Annotated in this window: 23 protein-coding genes; 17 read left to right on the top strand and 6 right to left on the bottom strand. The window is 30.6% G+C overall.

All coding sequences use genetic code 11. The features are described 5' to 3' along the window. Positions 1–353 precede the first annotated feature (353 nt). Positions 354–920, top strand: a complete 567-nt coding sequence (locus tag LQ677_RS03350) for a hypothetical protein (protein ID WP_191836308.1) — start codon at positions 354–356, stop codon at positions 918–920. Positions 921–986: 66 nt separating this feature from the next. Here LQ677_RS03350 and LQ677_RS03345 read toward each other — a convergent pair whose 3' ends face one another. After that, positions 987–1,607, bottom strand: coding sequence for a LysE family translocator (locus LQ677_RS03345; protein ID WP_037588780.1), 621 nt, complete (start codon positions 1,605–1,607; stop codon positions 987–989). 248 nt (positions 1,608–1,855) lie between these two features. Between LQ677_RS03345 and LQ677_RS03340 the strand changes: the two genes are divergently transcribed. From LQ677_RS03340 to LQ677_RS03310, 7 genes are all read left to right on the top strand, one after another. Then, positions 1,856–2,209 carry a hypothetical protein gene (locus LQ677_RS03340; RefSeq protein ID WP_191836307.1) on the top strand — a complete coding sequence of 118 codons (354 nt, stop codon included), beginning with the start codon at positions 1,856–1,858 and terminating at the stop codon, positions 2,207–2,209. Positions 2,210–2,229: 20 nt separating this feature from the next. Further along, positions 2,230–2,388 carry a hypothetical protein gene (locus LQ677_RS03335; protein WP_159315288.1) on the top strand — a complete coding sequence of 53 codons (159 nt, stop codon included), beginning with the start codon at positions 2,230–2,232 and terminating at the stop codon, positions 2,386–2,388. Between the two features lie 180 nt (positions 2,389–2,568). Then, the gene (locus LQ677_RS03330) at positions 2,569–3,498 is read left to right on the top strand and encodes a thermonuclease family protein (protein WP_191836570.1); all 930 of its coding nucleotides are present in this window, start codon (positions 2,569–2,571) and stop codon (positions 3,496–3,498) included. Positions 3,499–3,516: 18 nt separating this feature from the next. Further along, a complete protein-coding gene (locus LQ677_RS03325) occupies positions 3,517–3,597 on the top strand; it encodes a type I toxin-antitoxin system Fst family toxin (protein WP_126476718.1) in 81 nt (26 codons plus the stop codon). A gap of 232 nt (positions 3,598–3,829) precedes the next feature. Beyond that, positions 3,830–4,426 carry a histidine phosphatase family protein gene (locus LQ677_RS03320; RefSeq protein WP_239748099.1) on the top strand — a complete coding sequence of 199 codons (597 nt, stop codon included), beginning with the start codon at positions 3,830–3,832 and terminating at the stop codon, positions 4,424–4,426. 143 nt (positions 4,427–4,569) lie between these two features. Then, on the top strand, positions 4,570–5,490 hold the full coding sequence (locus tag LQ677_RS03315; RefSeq protein ID WP_037588786.1) for an AEC family transporter: 921 nt from the start codon (positions 4,570–4,572) through the stop codon (positions 5,488–5,490). A gap of 170 nt (positions 5,491–5,660) precedes the next feature. Next, positions 5,661–7,058 carry an MFS transporter gene (locus tag LQ677_RS03310; RefSeq protein ID WP_025904835.1) on the top strand — a complete coding sequence of 466 codons (1,398 nt, stop codon included), beginning with the start codon at positions 5,661–5,663 and terminating at the stop codon, positions 7,056–7,058. Positions 7,059–8,231: 1,173 nt separating this feature from the next. On the opposite strand, the gene LQ677_RS03305 is transcribed toward LQ677_RS03310, so the two are convergent. The 4 genes from LQ677_RS03305 to LQ677_RS03290 form a co-directional block, all read right to left on the bottom strand. Beyond that, complete coding sequence (locus tag LQ677_RS03305) at positions 8,232–8,480, bottom strand: GlsB/YeaQ/YmgE family stress response membrane protein (protein WP_025904335.1); 249 nt, start codon at positions 8,478–8,480, stop codon at positions 8,232–8,234. A gap of 119 nt (positions 8,481–8,599) precedes the next feature. Then, the gene (locus LQ677_RS03300; protein ID WP_191836550.1) at positions 8,600–8,794 is read right to left on the bottom strand and encodes a hypothetical protein; all 195 of its coding nucleotides are present in this window, start codon (positions 8,792–8,794) and stop codon (positions 8,600–8,602) included. Between the two features lie 19 nt (positions 8,795–8,813). Continuing rightward, positions 8,814–10,073 carry a Y-family DNA polymerase gene (locus LQ677_RS03295; RefSeq protein WP_126476625.1) on the bottom strand — a complete coding sequence of 420 codons (1,260 nt, stop codon included), beginning with the start codon at positions 10,071–10,073 and terminating at the stop codon, positions 8,814–8,816. Positions 10,074–10,189: 116 nt separating this feature from the next. Next, the gene (locus LQ677_RS03290; RefSeq protein WP_191836551.1) at positions 10,190–10,729 is read right to left on the bottom strand and encodes a GNAT family N-acetyltransferase; all 540 of its coding nucleotides are present in this window, start codon (positions 10,727–10,729) and stop codon (positions 10,190–10,192) included. A 232-nt stretch (positions 10,730–10,961) separates the two neighbouring features. Here LQ677_RS03290 and LQ677_RS03285 point away from each other — a divergent pair, with 232 nt between their 5' ends. The 3 genes from LQ677_RS03285 (at position 10,962) to LQ677_RS03275 (ending at position 13,215) form a co-directional block, all read left to right on the top strand. Beyond that, the gene (locus LQ677_RS03285) at positions 10,962–11,501 is read left to right on the top strand and encodes a 2'-5' RNA ligase family protein (RefSeq protein WP_239748098.1); all 540 of its coding nucleotides are present in this window, start codon (positions 10,962–10,964) and stop codon (positions 11,499–11,501) included. A 210-nt stretch (positions 11,502–11,711) separates the two neighbouring features. Further along, the gene (locus tag LQ677_RS03280; RefSeq protein WP_159315279.1) at positions 11,712–12,089 is read left to right on the top strand and encodes a YxeA family protein; all 378 of its coding nucleotides are present in this window, start codon (positions 11,712–11,714) and stop codon (positions 12,087–12,089) included. A gap of 136 nt (positions 12,090–12,225) precedes the next feature. After that, positions 12,226–13,215 (top strand): LysM peptidoglycan-binding domain-containing protein, encoded by a 990-nt coding sequence (locus tag LQ677_RS03275; RefSeq protein ID WP_126476623.1) that lies wholly within the window; start codon positions 12,226–12,228, stop codon positions 13,213–13,215. Positions 13,216–13,266: 51 nt separating this feature from the next. On the opposite strand, the gene LQ677_RS03270 is transcribed toward LQ677_RS03275, so the two are convergent. After that, positions 13,267–14,226, bottom strand: coding sequence for an arsenic resistance protein (locus LQ677_RS03270; RefSeq protein ID WP_191836552.1), 960 nt, complete (start codon positions 14,224–14,226; stop codon positions 13,267–13,269). Between the two features lie 137 nt (positions 14,227–14,363). On the opposite strand from LQ677_RS03270, the gene LQ677_RS03265 reads away from it, so the two are divergent. From LQ677_RS03265 to LQ677_RS03240, 6 genes are all read left to right on the top strand, one after another. Beyond that, complete coding sequence (locus tag LQ677_RS03265; protein ID WP_191836553.1) at positions 14,364–15,107, top strand: hypothetical protein; 744 nt, start codon at positions 14,364–14,366, stop codon at positions 15,105–15,107. Positions 15,108–15,119: 12 nt separating this feature from the next. Then, positions 15,120–15,554 carry a pyridoxamine 5'-phosphate oxidase family protein gene (locus tag LQ677_RS03260; RefSeq protein ID WP_159315275.1) on the top strand — a complete coding sequence of 145 codons (435 nt, stop codon included), beginning with the start codon at positions 15,120–15,122 and terminating at the stop codon, positions 15,552–15,554. Between the two features lie 241 nt (positions 15,555–15,795). After that, on the top strand, positions 15,796–16,347 hold the full coding sequence (locus LQ677_RS03255; protein ID WP_103361532.1) for a hypothetical protein: 552 nt from the start codon (positions 15,796–15,798) through the stop codon (positions 16,345–16,347). 275 nt (positions 16,348–16,622) lie between these two features. Continuing rightward, entirely contained in the window at positions 16,623–16,892 is a 270-nt protein-coding gene (rpsN, locus tag LQ677_RS03250) for a 30S ribosomal protein S14 (RefSeq protein ID WP_025904347.1), read from the top strand. 48 nt (positions 16,893–16,940) lie between these two features. Beyond that, entirely contained in the window at positions 16,941–18,140 is a 1,200-nt protein-coding gene (locus tag LQ677_RS03245; RefSeq protein ID WP_239748097.1) for a GTP-binding protein, read from the top strand. Between the two features lie 131 nt (positions 18,141–18,271). After that, entirely contained in the window at positions 18,272–18,778 is a 507-nt protein-coding gene (locus tag LQ677_RS03240; protein WP_191836555.1) for a GNAT family N-acetyltransferase, read from the top strand. Positions 18,779–18,788: the final 10 nt, after the last annotated feature.

The following is an 18,788-nucleotide window of genomic DNA, read 5'->3' as shown; positions in this document are numbered from 1 at the left end:
TATGAGATTTTAATGATAGTCTTTACTGTCATTGCTTTAGTCATGATTAAAGAAAACCAAAAAAAATAACCATCACTAACTTTGACCGAGTTTGATGGTTATTTAAGCATTTATACAAAGTCACCGTCTTTTTAACGGGCTCACTTGGGTGATACACAATATGTGTGTCACCCTTTTTCTATATATAAATTAACATATTTCATTTATGTTGTCTATTTCAAATGATAGGTTGAAGGTGTAGAAGAGTAAATAGAATTTTCCGCTCAAAAATAAATATAAAAAGTCTATACTAATCAAGTGTAATTAGATTATAATCAAATTAATAATATTATATTTATATAAGGGGGAGAAATATGAAAAAGCTAATTGTTTTATTATTATCATTATTACTAGTATTAGGAGCATGTGGAGAGAAAAAAGAAGAATCAATTTTAGATCCTGCACCAAAAGATGAGAAAAAAGACAAGAAAGAAACTAAAAAAGAAGATAAAGAAAAAAATGATTCAAAAGATAAAGAAGCAACTAAGGAATCAGAACCTAAAACAGAAGAAGAGACTACTGAAGATAATATAACTAATGAGCAACAAGTAACAGAAGAAGTAAATACTTCAGAACAACCACTTCAAGAACAACAAAGTGTCGAACAGCCGGTTGAACAAGAGCAAGTTTCTCAGAATCAGAATAATCAAGCTAATGAATTGAATGACTTTTGTGCTAATGCCTATCCTGAAATACCAGAACCATGCAGAACACCAGCTATTGAAGAAGCTGGAAAACAAAAGTATGAAATGGAAATGAAAGCAATGGAAGACAGAGATAATGGTGTAATTTCTGAAGAAGAAAGTATTAGAAGACAAGAAGAAGCAACTCAAATTTTAATAGATGCTCAAAGAAGTGAATTTGGTCAACCAACAAATTAAAAAATAAATTTTTATAAATATCTGATTAACAAAAAGTCCTAGCTATTTAATTAGCCAGGACTTTAATTATTTCTCCAATCTAAATATACTGATGGCTAAACCGATTAAGACGGTGCCTATTGCATAGTCGAGGATGGATTTAAATTTGTGATTATTAAATAATTGTCTTATGTAATTAAATAGAAAGCTACAGATAAAGAACCACACAAATACTGTGATGATAAATAAAGAGGATAGAATGATTATTGTCATTGATCCGTCTTGTTTTGTAATAAATTGAGGTAATATACTCACATAAAATAGTATTGCTTTCGGATTAAACATTGTACTTAAAAATCCTTGTTTATACGATGAAGTCAGACTAATATTAGATTGTATTGTTGGTTCAGTTGTAATGTTAAAAGTCTTTTTAGCATTTAAAATGGTCTTAACACCTAAATAAGCAATATAAACAGAACCTAATATTTTGATAGCACTAAAAACATAATACGAAGTTGTTAATATAAAAATTAATCCAAATGCTGCTAAAGCTGAATAAAAAACATGTGCACTCGATATTCCTAAGCCAGCCATAATGCCATTTTTAGCATTTCCTTTTAAAGTATTATTCAATACAATGAAGAAATCTGGTCCTGGAATAATAATGATCATTAATGCAATAACTACGAAACTTAACCAATTATCCATATATGCAACACCTCTTATTGATGATTTGTTTTAAATAATATAACAAAGAAATATTAAAATAACTATACTATTTTATAATTAAGTGGTATTTTTCACTGAATTTAAAGGGTGTTTTAGAAGAGTTATATGAAATTTTCATGGGCAATGTGTTAAGACATGTTGCCCTTATTTCATAAGTATATTACTATTATTCATAACAAATGTTATTTATTAATTATGGAATTAATTAAAATACTAAAGGTGATTAAATGAAAGCATTCTTATTGTTGATGGCATTTATTGTTGAAGGTTTACTGATATTACTAGGAATAGGCTTTGATCTTTATACAGGGCATCTTGGTATTAGAGATGCATTTTATGATTCATGGATTACGAGTCACTTTCATGTGAAGCGGAATACGGTAGGTATGTTAACTGCAGTGGCTTTTGCTTATCTTTCTTTAATGACATTGTTTATTATCGTCCATATCGTTTATAGAGAAAAGGGAGAAAAAATTAAAATAATGTCTGCTTTATTTATTTTAGGCACTATGGCTTATGCATTTTATATATTTATAAAAGGTATCAATTATCTAGTTGAATTTGCTTCTGTACATTTATAAATTAAGATAGGAGGCGTCATATGGGTAAAGAAAATAAAAAACATAAAGCTGATAAATTATCTTTTGGGGATTATTTAGAAGGGTTCTTTTATATTGGAGATATTATCAGAGCAATATTTGTTACAATTCCAAGAGCTATAGGCTGGATATTTAGAATGATATTTCGATTATTTGACTAAAAACATCGTAAAGGTGTTTTTATTTTTTTTGGTTTGAATCCATTGAACAATTTTTATTTATACATGTTGTAAATATAATCTTTTAAGGTAATTTAATCGAACAAGATAATAAAAACATACGATAAATTTTTGTGAATTTAGTATAATTAACAAGTGAATATTTAAGTAGGAGTAAGTGTTATGAAAAAGATTATATTGTTATGTGTAAGTATTTTATTCCTAGCAACTATTGCTAGTGGTTGTAGTAATGTAAGTACTGATAATAGTGAAGATGATAACGTAAAACAAGAGAATATAGCATTAAAAAGCAAACAAAAAGAATTAGAAGAGACAAATAAAAAGCTAAAGGAAAAAATAGAGACTTCCGAGAAAAATTCTAATTATAATGAGAAAACTACTCAAAATGATACGCAAGAAAAATCATATAAACCAGGTACAACTGACAGAATTCCAGTTGAATTAGCGGGTACTGTTGATGGAGATACTGCGAAATTTATTTATAATGGCAGCCAACAATCATTTAGGTTTTTACTAATTGATACACCTGAAACGAAACACCCAAGACTAGGTAAGCAACCATTTGGACAAGAAGCATCAGATAGAACGAAAGAATTGTTAACAAATGCAAATAAAATCGAAGTAGAGTTTGATGTAGGTGGACAAACAGATAAATATCAACGTTATTTAGCATACATATATGTAGACGGTAAAATGCTTAATGAAATATTAGTGAGAGAAGGATTAGCTAAAGTAGCATATGTATATCCACCAAGTACAAGATACTTAGATAAATTAGAAAGTGCACAAGAAAAAGCCAAAGAAGAAAAATTAGGCATTTGGAGTTTAGGAAGTGCATTTGAAGATAATCAAGCAAGCACACAACAATCCACAACTGAACAACCAGCATCAAATAATACTCAAAGTTCAAACGGAGCAGGAAATTCTGCAACACAAACACCAAATAATTCTTCTCAAAATGCAGGATCAGAATATTATCCAAATTGTACAGCACTTAGAAAAGTATATCCCAATGGCGTACCTAGTACACATCCAGCATACAATGGTAAACTAGATAGAGACAAAGATAACTTTGCATGTGAAGTAAATTAATTAGCGTTTAAATTAGTAATTATTATAGTTTCAACCATTATAAGTGGTTGTATTGTTGCTTTATTTGCGAATTGGTTACGCAAACAGAACAAAAAATAATAGGTGACTAACCACACTAAAAAACCCCCTTATTCTCCGAAAATAAGGGGGTTTGGTGTTGTCCATGATGGAAGCTAACATGGTTGTATTGTATGGAAATATTATACAATATTGTTAAGTTCAATTCAAAAGTTTTCTTCACAATTTTCAATGTATATATACTGAAATTTAGCGTGTTATGTACCGTTATAAGTGATACAATAGATTTTAAATTATTTAATGTGAGGTTTGAATGATGACAAATGTATATTTTTTAAGACATGGTGAAACGGATTGGAATTTGGAAGGTAGAACGCAAGGTAGAACGGATATTCCTTTGAATCATAATGGCGAATTACAAGCAAAGGAAAGTGGAGCAGCTTTAAAGGATAAAGAAATTGATGTGATTATTACGAGTCCTTTAAAAAGAGCTAAAAAAACTGCTGAAATTGTTCAAGAACAATTGAATGTAGATCTGATTGAAAGAGAAGCGTTTATTGAATTATCGTTTGGTGATGCTGAAGGTTTGACGCTAGCTGAAAGACTCGAACGATTCCCAGATCGAATTTATCCTAATAGTGAAGATGGGTCTAGCATTGAGCGTAGAATTTTAAATGGATTGTCTGAAATACATGAAAAATATCCAAATCAAAATGTAGTAGTTGTATCTCATGGCGCCTTCATTAATGCCATATTATATCATTATTCAAATGGAGAAACAGGGACAGGAAAAATTAAACTTACAAACGGTAGCATATCGTCGTTAAAAATATCAGACGATAAAGTAGAAATATTAGAATGTAATCAAGTGAATCACTTGTCTCAATATAAGAAAATTGGTGAGATATAAATAAAACTACCTAAGCTTTAGTTATCTATATTTCTATACTCATAACTTAAACTTATCATTCAAAATACTAAATTAGTCATATTTATTATGATTTATTTGTGATAGTTTGAATATAAAGGAAATATAGAGAGAAAGAGGATATTATGTTTGTTTTCATTTTAACGGAAGTGTTATTACCGCTTCTTATTTTAATTTTTGTTGGGTTTTTATTGCAAAGAAAGTTTGCATTTAATTTAAAACATTTTTCTACACTTATTACTTATTGTTTAATGCCTGTTGCGGTTTTTGCGAATATTTATGATATTACGATTCAGATGGATTTGTTGTTAAAGGTTCTATACTATATTGTAGCTTATAGTATAGTGATGATTTTAATTGGTAATTTATTTGCTAAAGTATTGAATCTTCAAAAAGGTGAGAGTGCTGCTTTAAAGAATAGTATCTCTTTAATGAATTCTGGGAACTATGGTTTGCCGGTCAGTCAGTTAATCTTTAGTCAAAATCCTATTGGTGTTGCGGTACAAATCTTCGTGCTTATTTTCCAAAATCTACTTACGTATTCTTATGGTATGTATAATTTACTTTCCACTACTAAAAGTTTAAAAGATATTGTCATTTCTTTTTTGAAGCTACCTGTTTTTCACGCACTGATTTTAGGGATTATATTTCAAGTAGGGCATATTAAATTATCTCAAGTGTTTCTTATTCCTATCCATCAAATTTCAGATAGTTTTGCGCCAATTGCTTTAATTTTATTGGGTGCTCAATTAGCGCATATTAAATTGAAATTATTGCATAGAGCGATTATGGGATCGTTGATTGGTAGGTTGATAATTGGACCACTTATTGCACTTAGTTTAATTTATATATTCCATATTGATGGTGTTATTGCACAATCGTTATTTATAGCTAGTGCATTTCCAACTTCAAGAAATACATCAACAATTGCTTTTGAATATGATGTGGAACCAGAACTACATGCTCAAATTGTATTATTCTCTACATTATTAAGTTCAGTCACAGTTTCAATCGTCATTTATTTTTCATATATACTATTTACTTAAGTGAATATCGTTTAAATTTATAATGTCCGTGCTTACTAATATGTAAGCGTGGACATTTTTTATTTGTATACCATTAGATGAAAAGTGTATATTATTATATTTAAATATTAAGTTGACACTATAAAAAAGTGAGCGTATACTCTTTAAACATGAAAAGGAGCTGTATACGTTTGAAGTTTAATAAAAAGAAAATCAACGTCGTAGATATCGGTATGGCAAAGAAAAGTGTGTTTGCTACTGGTATTGGTAATGCAATGGAATGGTTTGACTTTGCACTATATTCTTACCTTGCAGTTATCATTAGTAAGAATTTCTTCAGTCCAGTTCAAAATGATGAATTAAAATTAATTTTCACTTTTGCAACATTTGCGATAGCATTCTTACTTAGACCAGTGGGCGGAATCGTCTTTGGTAAAATAGGTGACAAGCTAGGTAGAAAAGTTGTCTTAACATTTACAATTATAATGATGGCAATTTCTACTTTGATTATTGGACTATTACCTACATATGATCAAATCGGAGTTTGGGCACCAATTTTATTATTGCTAGCTCGTATTTTACAAGGTTTCTCAGTAGGTGGGGAATATGCTGGTGCGATGGTTTATATCGCAGAGTCTTCACCGGATAATAAAAGAATTAGATTAGGTAGTGGTTTAGAAATCGGTACTTTATCTGGTTACATTGTGGCATCTATCCTTGTTACAGTATTATTCTGGACATTATCAGATGCTCAAATGAATTCTTGGGGTTGGAGAATTCCATTCTTCTTAAGTGCACCAATTGGATTGATTGGTCTTTATTTGAGAACGCATTTAGAAGAAACACCAATTTTTGAAAATGATATCGCTGATCAAAAAGATCAACTAAGCGTTATTGAAATTATAAAACAATATAAAAAAGATATCTTATTATGTATTGTGTTTGTAGCCTTCTTCAACATTACAAACTATGTATTATTAGGTTACATGCCATCATACCTAGATGAAACGGTTGGTATTAGTGATCGTATTAGTACACCGATAACAGCGGTTGTATTACTGATTATGGTACCGTTCGCACTTACATTTGGTAGACTTGGTGACAAAATAGGTAATAAGAAAGTGATTTCTTTCGGTCTAATCTTAGGTATATTAGTATCTGTTGTTTCATTCCAATTCTTAAACATTGGTGGACTAGGATTCTTATTCCTTGGATTACTATTGCTAGGTATCGTATTATCAGTTTACGAAGGTACAATGCCAGGGTCATTACCAACATTGTTCCATACAGATATTCGTTACAGAACATTATCATGGACATTTAATATTTCAGTTTCGTTATTTGGTGGTACAACACCATTAGTAGCTTCATGGTTAGTACACGTGACAGGTAATAATTTAGCACCTGCATTCTATTTATTAGGTGTGAGTATTATTGGTCTGATTGTTGTCTTAACATTATTTGAAGATACTTCTAAAAAATCATTAAAAGGTTCTTATCCAACTGTAGCATCGAAAAAAGAATTTGTTCATGCTGTAGAAAATCCGAAAGATTCATTATGGTGGCATAACGAAAGTACAAAATCATAATTTATATTAAAGAGTCTGGTACAGAAATGTTCCAGACTCTTTTTCATATTTATAGAAATATGAGGGTCAACATTGCAAGTGAGGTGTGACAAGCAATGTTGGAGGGCTGAATATTGCAAGTGAGGCGCGACAAGCAATGTTGGAGGTGTGAATATTGCAAGTGAGACGTGACTAGCAATGTTGGAGGACTGAATATTGCTAGTGAAGGGTGACTAGCAATGTTGGAGGTCTGAATATTGCTAGATTGATCAAACAAGCAACATAGACTCCTCCTATGTTGCAAGACTACCCAAACAAGATAAATAGCGGCCTTGTATTTATCAAGACTGGTGAAACAAGATAAATAGGAGCTTCGTATTTATCAAGACTGGCCAAACAAGATAAATAGAAGCTCTGTATTTATCAAGACTAGCCAAACAAGATAAATAGGAGCGTTGTATTTATCAAGACTAGCCAAACAAGATAAATAGTCGCCCTGTATTTATCAAGACTAGCCAAACAAGATAAATAGGAGCGTTGTATTTATCAAGACTAGCCAAACAAGATAAATAGTCGCCTTGTATATTGCAAGACTGATCAAACAAGCAACATAGAAGCTCACGCTAATATTGATTTTTCCTTATAAAAAGACTGGGACATAATATAATGTCTCAGTCTCTTGTAGTATCTTGACAGTAGATAACTGAATTGAAATGCGCTTGTACTAAGCTTTTTCAACTCTAGTCATCCTTGCAGGAACGGGACTAAGAAATTTTTTATATGTGTAATGAAAGACTTAATTGGGTAAAGTAGTGAAGTAGTAATAGTAAATGATATATTGTAAGAGGAGCTGATAAGGATGGGAAACATAGTAAAACGTATTTTAAGATATGTTGGTACAGTATTAATTATGAGACTTATAAGAAATCTTTTTAGTAAAGGTTCTAATAAACGTTAAAGAATCATGAATTTCTTTAGATTATTATTAAAATAATGTTTAGAGTTTATATACGTCGGGTATTTTATTATTACAAAGCTATTTACCTAGAGTGGTTTTGAAAATATTTATTCGTATATGACATAAGCACCGCACAAATTTGTGTGGTGCTTTTATTTGTAAATATATCTGTATCAAAAAAGAAGCATATCACAAAATCAATTAAGTGATATGCTTCTTTATATTTATTGTACTTTCTATTTTTTAATTGCTTTTAAAATGAATGAAAGTACTAAGATTAAGATGATTGAACCGATTAATGCTGGAATAATTGCAATTCCACCTATGACTGGTCCCATATCTCCTAATAATTTACCACCAATTGCTGAACCGATAATACCTGCGATAATATTACCAATAATACCGCCTGGAATATCTTTACCTAAAATAACACCTGCTAGCCAGCCGATTAAACCGCCGACGATTAACATTAATATAAAGCCCATATATAATTACCTCCTATTTTTACACTTCTTTATATATATCCAATGTGAAGATTCGTTAAACACTTATAAAGAAAATAATTGGTAAAATTAAACAATAATTGTAGTAAATAGTTGGTTTTTTAAAATATTGGTATTATTTTATGAGCTTTCAGGATATCTTTAGTCCAAAAATATTGTTTGCCTTGTCCTGTATATGCTGGTACTAAAACATCATTTCTAATACAGGCATAGAACCATTCTGGATCGACACCACTATATAATAAAGTTTGGTATTCAATAAAATCTGATTCCCAGTTTATATTAAGTTCTTTCATACTATACACTCCATAAATATTAAGCTTTATGACCTGCGATTAAGTCTTTTCTTTCTAATAATGTACCACTATTTAATAGGCTTGAACCACGCATCACAACATCTTTGCCATATTTCATACGTATAAAATCTAAATGATTTTCGAGTGTCTCTGTCTTAATTTGATATGGATCATCGAATAAAGATAGTTGCTTAATTTGGTTCGGAATAAATTTACCAAATGATATAGCAATCGTTCTATAAAGTCTGTCCGGTTCTAATCGTTGAGATAAATAATCCCATAATAATTGTGTGATAACATAAGTATTCATGAATCCCGTTTTATTTGTAAATTGCTTCCGCACGCCTCCAACGTCTGCATAACCGACACTCACGCTAATACGTGTAGGGTATAAATTGAGCTTTCTAGAACGGAAATAAACTTCATCTACTTGTTCATTTAATACAGTCTTAAGTTCATTCATACTGTAATCACGCATAAGTATTTGCGACTTACCTAGAGATTTATCATATATACGATGAGGATTTCTAATGACACTTTCATCAATACCATTAGCATGCAAATGAAGGTCAACACCAATAACGCCAAAGTCCCGCTTCAAATATTCCACAGGATAGTTAGCTAAGTGACCAATTGTAAATATCCCTTTCTTATTAAGCTTAGCTTCTGTACGTCGATTGATTCCCCACATGTCTCGTAAAGGTTGAATGGACCAAACTTTAGACGGCACATCTTCATAGCGCCATTCCGATATCCCAAGACTTGTATGCTTAGCATCAATATCCATTGAAAGTTTAGCGAGTAATAAATTAGATCCAATGCCAATCGTGCTACGAATTTGAGTATAATTAAATATACGCTCTTGAAGTTGCATCGCTAATGAAAAGGGAGAATGCGCAAATAAATGATAAGACTCTGATACATCCATAAAGAATTCATCTATACTGTATTGATGAAAATCTTCAGGAGCAACATAATCCAAAGCAATTTTGCTAATCTGTGTTGATAATTGCATATATTTCTTCATAGATGGATTAATAACATAGATATCTTTACGTTGAGGTATTTCATATAAACGAGAACCTGTTTTAATGCCAATTGCTTTTAAAGGTGGTGTAGCTGCCAGGACAACAGAACCTTTACGCTTCGTATCAGCCACAACAGCTAGCTTAGTCGTTAGCGGGTTCAAACCTTTTTCAATACATGAAACAGACGCAAAGAAACTCTTTAAATCCACACATAAAATATCCCGATTTAGACAATAACTGTAGTCATACATAAAAATCACCCTAGTCATATTGTACTTTTATTATACGAACATACGTTCTATTTTGTAAAGTATAAACTTGTGTAAAAGCACAATATATTATCATATGATGATTATGACGTATTAGATTAAGACTTTAAATCTTGCCATTCTTCTCGTAAAAGCCCCATTCTAATAGAGTCGTAATAAGTCCCGTTATAATATCTTACTTTTCTAATTCTAGCTTCCATCGTCATACCAAGACGTTCTCCAATTTTGATCATCCCTTTATTTCCTGACCAAGTTGTATAACCAACGCGAACAATATCTAAAGTATTGAATAAATGATCAATCCACATACGCATGACATTAGTGCCAATGCCTTTACCCCAATTATCACACTGATAGATTGAAATACCCATCTCTAGCCATTTAGAAGGTTCATGTTCCCAATAATAAGAGACTGTACCAATAACTTCGTTGTTGTATATCACAGCCCATCTATTCGGAACATTGATCCAATCATCTTTTTGAAGTAAAAAATCATCATACGACATAGCATGGTGAGGAAAATAAGGCGCATCCCATAACTTCCATTCAGGATTTGAATCTTTAAAAGCCATCTGCCATATACTATTTAAATCTTCTAATTTAATAGGTCTAATACGTAATTCGCGATTTTTACCCATGTTATCCCTCAGTTCTGTATAAAATAATTAAAATTATTTTATCATGTGAATTGGAAAAATTATACTTATTTCAGTTTTACAGTTTTTGACAATTATATTCACTAATTATAAAATATAAAAAAGAGAGGTGCTCATTATGTCAGAATATGTTACGAGAAATGAATTTGAACAATTGCTCTGATTTAAGCTAGTATTAATAGATACATTAATTTACTAACAAAAGAGGGATATGATGAGTAAATATTTTATTGGAATTGTACCACTTGAACCTATGTATAGTACGGTACTTAACTTACAACATCAATATATGGATAGAATAGGTGTAGAACCACATATTACTTTAAAAGCTCAAAGTAATTTAACAATAGATGAAAATTGGATAGAAGATATTACTAATTTGATTAATCATACTTCTAAATTTACTGTAACACCAAAACAAACAGATTATTTTGGTAAAGAAGTATTATACGTGTCATTTGATTCATTAGAAATTCATGACTTACATCAACAAATAGTGGGATTATTAAATGTTACAAAGGAAATGCAACAAAAGTATTTTGAAGGGGATTTATATGTACCACATTTAACTGTTGGTAAACAAAGTTATGGAGATGACATTAGTACTGGAAATAATATAAATAATTTGTTGAACATGGAAAAAGAATTGAATCAGAAAGATATATTTAAACCATTTCAAGTGAATGAGGTTTATATTTATAAATATGTAAATAATAAGTATGTTCGCCTAAAGAAAGTTGGATTGAAAGATTAAAATTGATAAATACATTTTTTAGAATCTAAATTTACTAATTATAAAATATAAAAAAGAGAGGTGCTCATTATGTCAGAATATATTAGGTGTGTTTTAATAAGAGAGACTTAATCTTACAAAATTGTAAGCTTAGAAGCCTGTTGTGACAACAATGTTAGGACTATTTCAAGTGAGATGATGCTATCATTTTACTTGAAAGGAGAGATAACATTGAAAGGTTTATTAAAAGGTATTGTTTTTCTAATTATATTTGTCATTTTATGTTGTTGTTTATTAATCGTTATATTTAGTACATCTGGCTCAAGTGAGATTAAAGGTGTATCAGATCAATTAAATCCATTTATGAAAGAGAAATACGCTTATGTAAAGACAAAGCTACCTGATGCTGTTGAAGAACATAATATTAGAAGATATAAGCAAGATATTGTAGATGAAGATGGTAAACGTACGAAGGTGGAATTTATATCATCAGATGAGCTTAAAACAAATCACTATTTAAAAATTAAGCATAAAGGGACACATGTGGAATCATTTGAAGAAGTTGATAAAAGTGAAATACCAAAGAAAGCTCTAAACGCTATAGAATAGAGGGAACGAGATAATCAAATTATCTCGTTCTTTTTTTACTTGTAATAAATATTTAATATAACGAAATATTCTTCAAGTATATTAATTAATTATAGTTTGTAATACAATATAAAAATAAAATATAAGGGGGATTATTATGAAGTACAAGTTTGGAACAGCAATAATTTTGACGACAAGTGTATTATTTGCTCAATCTGTTGGATATATCAATGCAGAAGAACATCAAAGTGAACAAACAGCGAACACAAGCAAATCGATTAGTTTTGAACAAGCACAAAAGATGAACCCGAAAGAATTAACAGGCTTGTTAACGGATGAAGATCTCAAATTACATAATAAAGATGCAGAAGAAAATTCTACAGAAATAGAATCCAATCAACATACAAATGAAGCTTATCAAGATGTTAATAATTATATTGCTAAAAATAATATTAAGCCGTCCACAATTACACAAGATTCTAGAATGGATAGTTTGCCGAAATATGACTATAAATCAGATAAGTTTATCGGTGTGATTATTCATGAAACAGCTAATCCTGATAGCACAATAGATGAAGAAATCAATTACATGTATAACAATTATGAAAGTGCGTTTGTTCATGCTTATGCAAGTAGTAGTAAAATTGTTCAAACAGCATCTAGTGATTATTTAGCTTGGGGTGCAGGCGCAAAAGCTAATCCATATTTCTATCAAATAGAATTGGCTCAATCTAGTACATTTGACCAGTTTGCGAAATCGGTCAATAATCAAGCATATTTAACTGCGAAAATGTTACACAAAAATGGACTGAAACCATCATTAGCCGATAATAATGAAGGAACAGGTACAGTTATCAGCCACAATGCCATTAGTCAGTATTATGGTGGAACAGACCATACAGATCCAATCAATTACTTTAGTCAGTGGGGCTATGATATGGATCAATTTTATAGTCTCGTTCAAAAGCATTATAATGATTTAAATGAAACAAGTGACACTATTACAGGCGATACACATACTGTTGTTTCTGGAGATACGTTGTATAATATCTCTCAAAGAAGCGGCGTAAGTGTAGCTAAACTTAAATCATTAAATAATTTAAGTTCAAATGATATAAGCATAGGACAAGTATTGAAACTGAAATAATTAAAAACACCTCTAAAGTGCAAGCGTTACTGTAACTTTAGAGGTGTTTCTTTATTTAAATTTAGGTATCAATTTAATATAGAATAGTTCACCAATAAGCTCGACAAGTGTTTGTGTGACGACAACAGTTGTCACAATTGTTGACCATTTGTCTGGTAGAGATAAAGCTAATGGCAAGACAACTAACGCATTTCTTGTGCTAGAACTAAAAGCAATCGTGCGTTTTAAATCTGAAGGTAAAGCAAAGATTTTACCAGAAAGATAACCAATAAAAGGCGCAATGATCATAAAACAAATGTAAACAGGAACAACTATCCATACGACGTGTAAATCATTAAATATTTTTGAAATTTGAGAGCCTATAACCGTCATTAATACGAGTCCCATAAAAGGAACAGGCAACCATTCTGATAAAGATAAAATGTTCGACATAGCATCGGACTTTTTACTTAAAATCTGCATGAAAATTGCTATGAATAAAGGTACTAGAATAAGGTATACAAAAGTCTTTAGAAAAGGTATAAAATCTATGTAATCCGAGAAATCTTGGTTTAAAAATATAAGAAAATATATCGGTAATAAGATGATTTGTAGAATAAATAAAATAGGTGTAGCAATCAACATAAAGCTTTCATTTCCATGACCTAACTTCGTAAAAACAATCACATAATCAATACAAGGTGTCAGTAAAACTAAGTAAATGCCGATTAGAAGCGGTGTAGAAGTAATATGAAATGCTGTGACAATTAGAAAAACAAGAATAGGAATAAAGATAAAATTAGAAATAATAAGTGCTACAAGAAATTTAAAATTTGATACCTTTTGACGTAAAGATAAAAAAGGAATTTGCGCAAACATACTAAACAATAGAATCGCAATTAAAATAGAAATAAAAGGTTCAAAAATAAGACTAGCATGGTCAAACAATAAACCGAAACCTACGCCCATCATAATAAATAAAAGATATATATAAATTTGTTTATCCTCTAAAAAAGATTTCAAGTACGACATCATAACCTCCTGTAAATCGCTTAATATAAATCATAGTATGAAGTAGAAATTAATTCAATTGAATAAAAAGATAATGAATATTGTTATAATATGATTACTAATACTATATTTATTGATATTTGTAAGGGGATAGACACATGAAATCTATTTTTATGATGGATGAACTAAATGATATGGAAGAAACTCGAAAAACAGCAAAATATTTTATAGATAAAATTGAAAATTATATTGATATTCTGAAAAAAGATTACGAATTAAATGACATGCCAGAACACGTCATATGGACAAGTGATTATGTAATGACACACGTATTTAAGAAGAAGGTACCAGCGTTTACAAATGAAAAAGGTATATTTATGAATATTGAAAAAGAAAGTTGGATGACCTTTTTAAATGGTCAAATCAAAAGTGACATGTCAGAAACGACTCAAAACATATTTAATAACTATTTAGAAAAAGAAATATTATGCATATTAGGTCATGAAATTACGCACCATTGCGACTTCTTTTTAACAGAATTTGATGATCTTGACTTAACATCAGATGACTTGTGGTTTGAAGAAGGATTGGTTACTTTCTTACCAAGGTATTATTTATATAATGACAAAGAATTTAAAGAAATCGTACAGTATGAAACAGAATTATTTAATTATTACAAATCAAAATATGATGAAAATAATTTAGAATCATTCACATATGAAATTTATAAAAGTAATGATAATGCATATGTCATGTTTCATTACTGGAAAAGCTTTTTAGCAATAGTTGATTTAGTTGAAAACTACTATGAAGGCAACATCCATAAGGTGATCAAAGAATATCAACAATGGAATAAAGAAGGAAAAAAACAAAAATTAAGTGAATACCTATTTAGGAAATAAGGGAGTGAGATAATGGATAGTTTGACAGAGCAACAAAGATTATTATGTGAAGAAGTGTTGTCGAAACCTTTATTTGCCCATTTATCTACTGTAGAAAAATGTGAGCCAAGAGAATCTCCAGTATGGTTCATTTGGGATAATAAATCATTATGGTTTATTGGAAACTATAAGACGGATTCTTTTCCAAAGAGAATAGAAGAAAATGGGAAATGTGCAATAGGCATTGTAGAATATGATGTAACAAAAGGAATTGTTAAGCATATAGGATTTAGAGGTAATGCATACTTAGAAAAGGCAGATAATAAGATTATAAAAAAATTATTCCATAAATATATGGGTGAAGAAAATAACTGGCATCCGAGATTTAAATCAGTACTTGGTAATACTGATTATGTATTGATTAGATTTGAATATCAAACAATAGTAGCAAGAGACCAATCATACTAATAATTACAAGAAGAAGCGGTGGAAAAAGTGTTGGAAGATATTAATTTTAAAGAATAACAAAGACTTTTCAACAAAAAAATTTAAAATTCACCTATCCTTTTTATAGCAACCAGGTTAACGCTTTCATACTTTAGCATAATATTGATTTATTTCGAAAACTGAAACAAAATAGATGAAATATTAGCTGAGATGTTCTATTATGTACAAATATGATAGTGAATAAATCAAGGGAGTAATGAAAATGGAAAGTTTTATATTTAGCGTTATTGGAGTTGTAGTATTAATAGCTTTTATTGTGATGTTAGGCACGACGGTTGTTAAAGCGATTAGAGATACTAGGTTCAGGATTCCGTTGCTAAGTACCATTATATTATTCTTTTTAACTTTAGGTTGTGCTGTTGGAATTGTTTCAACTGAACCTGTCCAAGATAATCATTCAAAAATTAAGTTCGATGATCACGTAGCAGAAGCACAAGCGAATGAATATGTTCAGAAAAAAATGAACCATTCTAAAGAGATTAATTATGACAAGTATAATAATGAAACATATAGCCATAACGAATTGTTAAAAATCACAAATGCTAAGGTTGAGAAAATTAGCCATAGTGAAGCTGGTGATAAAATCGTTGAAGTTACAAAAGGTAGTGGGGACGATAAAGTGTCATATTATATTATAGATTATGATCATAAAAAACTTGAAGAAGGCGAGAGCTATACTTTTTATGGTAAAGAAGATTTGAAATATGATGCAAACAGCCAATTACATGGATTTAATGTATGGAAAGTTGAATAGAGATAAGCAGAGTCTAAGACACATTACGTTGTCTTAGGCTCTATTTTTTCGATTGTCATTATCAATTCTAAATGAAAAATAAAAATTTGCTCTTGCCAAATAAAAATTCATGTATTATAGTTAAAACGTAGTCATTACGATTTACCTCCGGAAATGAGATGGCTACTTTACTTACTTAATATACGATTTCAAAAGAGTGAGACTTCAATTGCCGTCTCACTCTTTATATCTAATGATTTATTTCAAAAATTTTAAATGTAAAAGGAGTATATAAAATGGCGAAGAAGTCAAAAATAGCAAAAGAACAAAAAAGAATTCAAATGGTTGAAAAATACCGTGAAAAACGTGAAGAATTAAAAGCTAATAAAGATTACGAAGGTTTGAAAAAATTACCGAGAGACGCTTCTCCTACACGTATTACGCGTAGATGCCAAGTGACTGGCAGACCTAGAGGTGTATATAGAAAATTCGGTATGTCTAGAATTGCTTTAAGAGAATACGCACATAAAGGTCAAATACCTGGATTGAAAAAATCAAGTTGGTAAGATTTTTTGTTTATATGGGATAAATAGATAGAAGGTAGGGGAAATGTGTTGAATAAAATACCAGTTACAGTGTTGAGTGGTTATTTAGGATCTGGAAAGACAACACTGCTCAATAATATTTTGAAAAATAGAGAAGGATTAAAAATTGCAGTCATTGTAAATGATATGAGTGAAATTAATATAGATAAAGATTTAGTCATACAAGGCGGAGGTATTTCACGAACTGACGAAAAATTAGTAGAATTATCGAATGGCTGTATTTGCTGTACTTTAAGAGAAGACTTATTAATAGAAGTCGAAAAGATAGCTAAACGAGGAGATGTCGATCAAATCGTAATAGAATCAACTGGTATTTCAGAGCCGGTACCTGTTGCCCAAACTTTCTCATATATAGATGATGAATTAGGCATTGATTTAACTAGTATATGTCGTTTAGATACGATGGTTACAGTTGTAGATGCACATAGATTTGTACATGATATGTATTCTGAGGATTTGTTGAAAGATAGAGACCAAGGTGTCAGTGAAGAGGATGAACGTTCTATTTCAGACTTGTTGATTGACCAAATTGAATTTTGTGATGTACTTATATTAAATAAAGCTGATTTAGTAGACGAAAAGGATTTAAAGCAATTGGAAATCGTTTTGAAAAAATTACAGCCTAAAGCGAAATTTATCAAGACGAGTTATGCAGAAGTGCCGCTTCAAGAAGTGCTCAATACAGGTTTATTTAATTTTGAAGATGCAAGTCAATCAGCTGGGTGGATTAAAGAACTAACAGAAGGTGGTCATGCGCATCATACGCCAGAAACTGAAGAATATGGTATATCATCATTTGTCTACAAGAGAAGACTGCCATTTCATGCAGAAAGATTTAATCAATGGATGGAAAATATGCCAACGAATATTATAAGAGCTAAAGGTATCGTGTGGTTAGCTCAATATAATCACGTAGCATGTCTATTTTCTCAGGCAGGTTCTTTTGTAAATATTCATCCAATTACATTCTGGGTTGATGCAATGAAAGAAGAAGCGAAACAAGAAATCTTTGCATCTAGACCAGAAATTAAAGCTGATTGGGATCCAGAATATGGCGACAGAGAAACACAATTTGTCATTATCGGTAGTGACTTAAATAAAGAAGAAATTACAAAAGCATTAGATCAATGCTTATTGAATTCAGAAGAAATCGATGCAGATTGGACAAAGTTAAAAGAACCTTACCAATGGCAACTATCAACAGTATAAGTTAAAAGCATGAGCATAAGTAACTGCTCATGCTTTTTTGTATGCATAAAAATATCTACGACCTCCCAATATGAGATGCTTAATGTTATGATATTAAATAACTAAATTGTAACTAAAAAGGAGTCATTACAATGATATTAGAAACGGAAAGAATTAAACTCGTACCCCCAGCATATACATATCTTGAAAAATTATTTGAAGTCCATCATGATCCTGCAAATCAAAAATACAACCCAGCAGGTCCAGCAACAACAATAGAAGCTTTTAGAGAAACATTAGATCAATGGATTAAACATTATGAAGACCATGGATTTGGATATTACGTCTTGATTAAGAAAGATCACTATCTCCCGTTTGGCGTATGTGGGTTGCAGTATAAAGAAATATTAGGACAAACATATTTGAATATTTACTATCGAATTGAAGCTGCAGAAACAAAACAAGGACTCGTATCAGAAGCAAGTAGAAAAATAATCGAGCACGTCAAAGAATTAACAAATAACCAATATAAAATCGTAGCATTAACTAAAAAAGAAAACACACCTTCAATAAAGACAGCAGAAAAATTAGAATTCAAACATAACCCAGAACTAGATAATTACGACGGAGAAGGCAACGTGTATTACTTTAGTGAATAAGGAGTGGTGG

The sequence above is a fragment of the Mammaliicoccus sp. Q-M61 genome (assembly GCF_022386055.1).
Classification (GTDB): domain Bacteria; phylum Bacillota; class Bacilli; order Staphylococcales; family Staphylococcaceae; genus Mammaliicoccus; species Mammaliicoccus sciuri_A.
The sequence above is the reverse complement of the archived record's forward strand: the minus strand, read 5'-3'. Positions and strand labels throughout refer to the sequence as shown.

Bases quoted from the DNA above. Each gene is read 5' to 3' on its own strand.
- LQ677_RS03350 (WP_191836308.1), top strand. From the start codon at position 354: ATGAAAAAGCTAATTGTTTTATTATTATCATTATTACTAGTATTAGGA.
- LQ677_RS03345 (WP_037588780.1), bottom strand. From the start codon at position 1,607: ATGGATAATTGGTTAAGTTTCGTAGTTATTGCATTAATGATCATTATT.
- LQ677_RS03340 (WP_191836307.1), top strand. From the start codon at position 1,856: ATGAAAGCATTCTTATTGTTGATGGCATTTATTGTTGAAGGTTTACTG.
- LQ677_RS03335 (WP_159315288.1), top strand. From the start codon at position 2,230: ATGGGTAAAGAAAATAAAAAACATAAAGCTGATAAATTATCTTTTGGG.
- LQ677_RS03330 (WP_191836570.1), top strand. From the start codon at position 2,569: ATGAAAAAGATTATATTGTTATGTGTAAGTATTTTATTCCTAGCAACT.
- LQ677_RS03320 (WP_239748099.1), top strand. From the start codon at position 3,830: ATGATGACAAATGTATATTTTTTAAGACATGGTGAAACGGATTGGAAT.
- LQ677_RS03315 (WP_037588786.1), top strand. From the start codon at position 4,570: ATGTTTGTTTTCATTTTAACGGAAGTGTTATTACCGCTTCTTATTTTA.
- LQ677_RS03305 (WP_025904335.1), bottom strand. From the start codon at position 8,480: ATGGGCTTTATATTAATGTTAATCGTCGGCGGTTTAATCGGCTGGCTA.
- LQ677_RS03300 (WP_191836550.1), bottom strand. From the start codon at position 8,794: ATGAAAGAACTTAATATAAACTGGGAATCAGATTTTATTGAATACCAA.
- LQ677_RS03295 (WP_126476625.1), bottom strand. From the start codon at position 10,073: ATGTATGACTACAGTTATTGTCTAAATCGGGATATTTTATGTGTGGAT.
- LQ677_RS03290 (WP_191836551.1), bottom strand. From the start codon at position 10,729: ATGGGTAAAAATCGCGAATTACGTATTAGACCTATTAAATTAGAAGAT.
- LQ677_RS03285 (WP_239748098.1), top strand. From the start codon at position 10,962: ATGAGTAAATATTTTATTGGAATTGTACCACTTGAACCTATGTATAGT.
- LQ677_RS03275 (WP_126476623.1), top strand. From the start codon at position 12,226: ATGAAGTACAAGTTTGGAACAGCAATAATTTTGACGACAAGTGTATTA.
- LQ677_RS03270 (WP_191836552.1), bottom strand. From the start codon at position 14,226: ATGTCGTACTTGAAATCTTTTTTAGAGGATAAACAAATTTATATATAT.
- LQ677_RS03265 (WP_191836553.1), top strand. From the start codon at position 14,364: ATGAAATCTATTTTTATGATGGATGAACTAAATGATATGGAAGAAACT.
- LQ677_RS03260 (WP_159315275.1), top strand. From the start codon at position 15,120: ATGGATAGTTTGACAGAGCAACAAAGATTATTATGTGAAGAAGTGTTG.
- LQ677_RS03255 (WP_103361532.1), top strand. From the start codon at position 15,796: ATGGAAAGTTTTATATTTAGCGTTATTGGAGTTGTAGTATTAATAGCT.
- rpsN (WP_025904347.1), top strand. From the start codon at position 16,623: ATGGCGAAGAAGTCAAAAATAGCAAAAGAACAAAAAAGAATTCAAATG.
- LQ677_RS03240 (WP_191836555.1), top strand. From the start codon at position 18,272: ATGATATTAGAAACGGAAAGAATTAAACTCGTACCCCCAGCATATACA.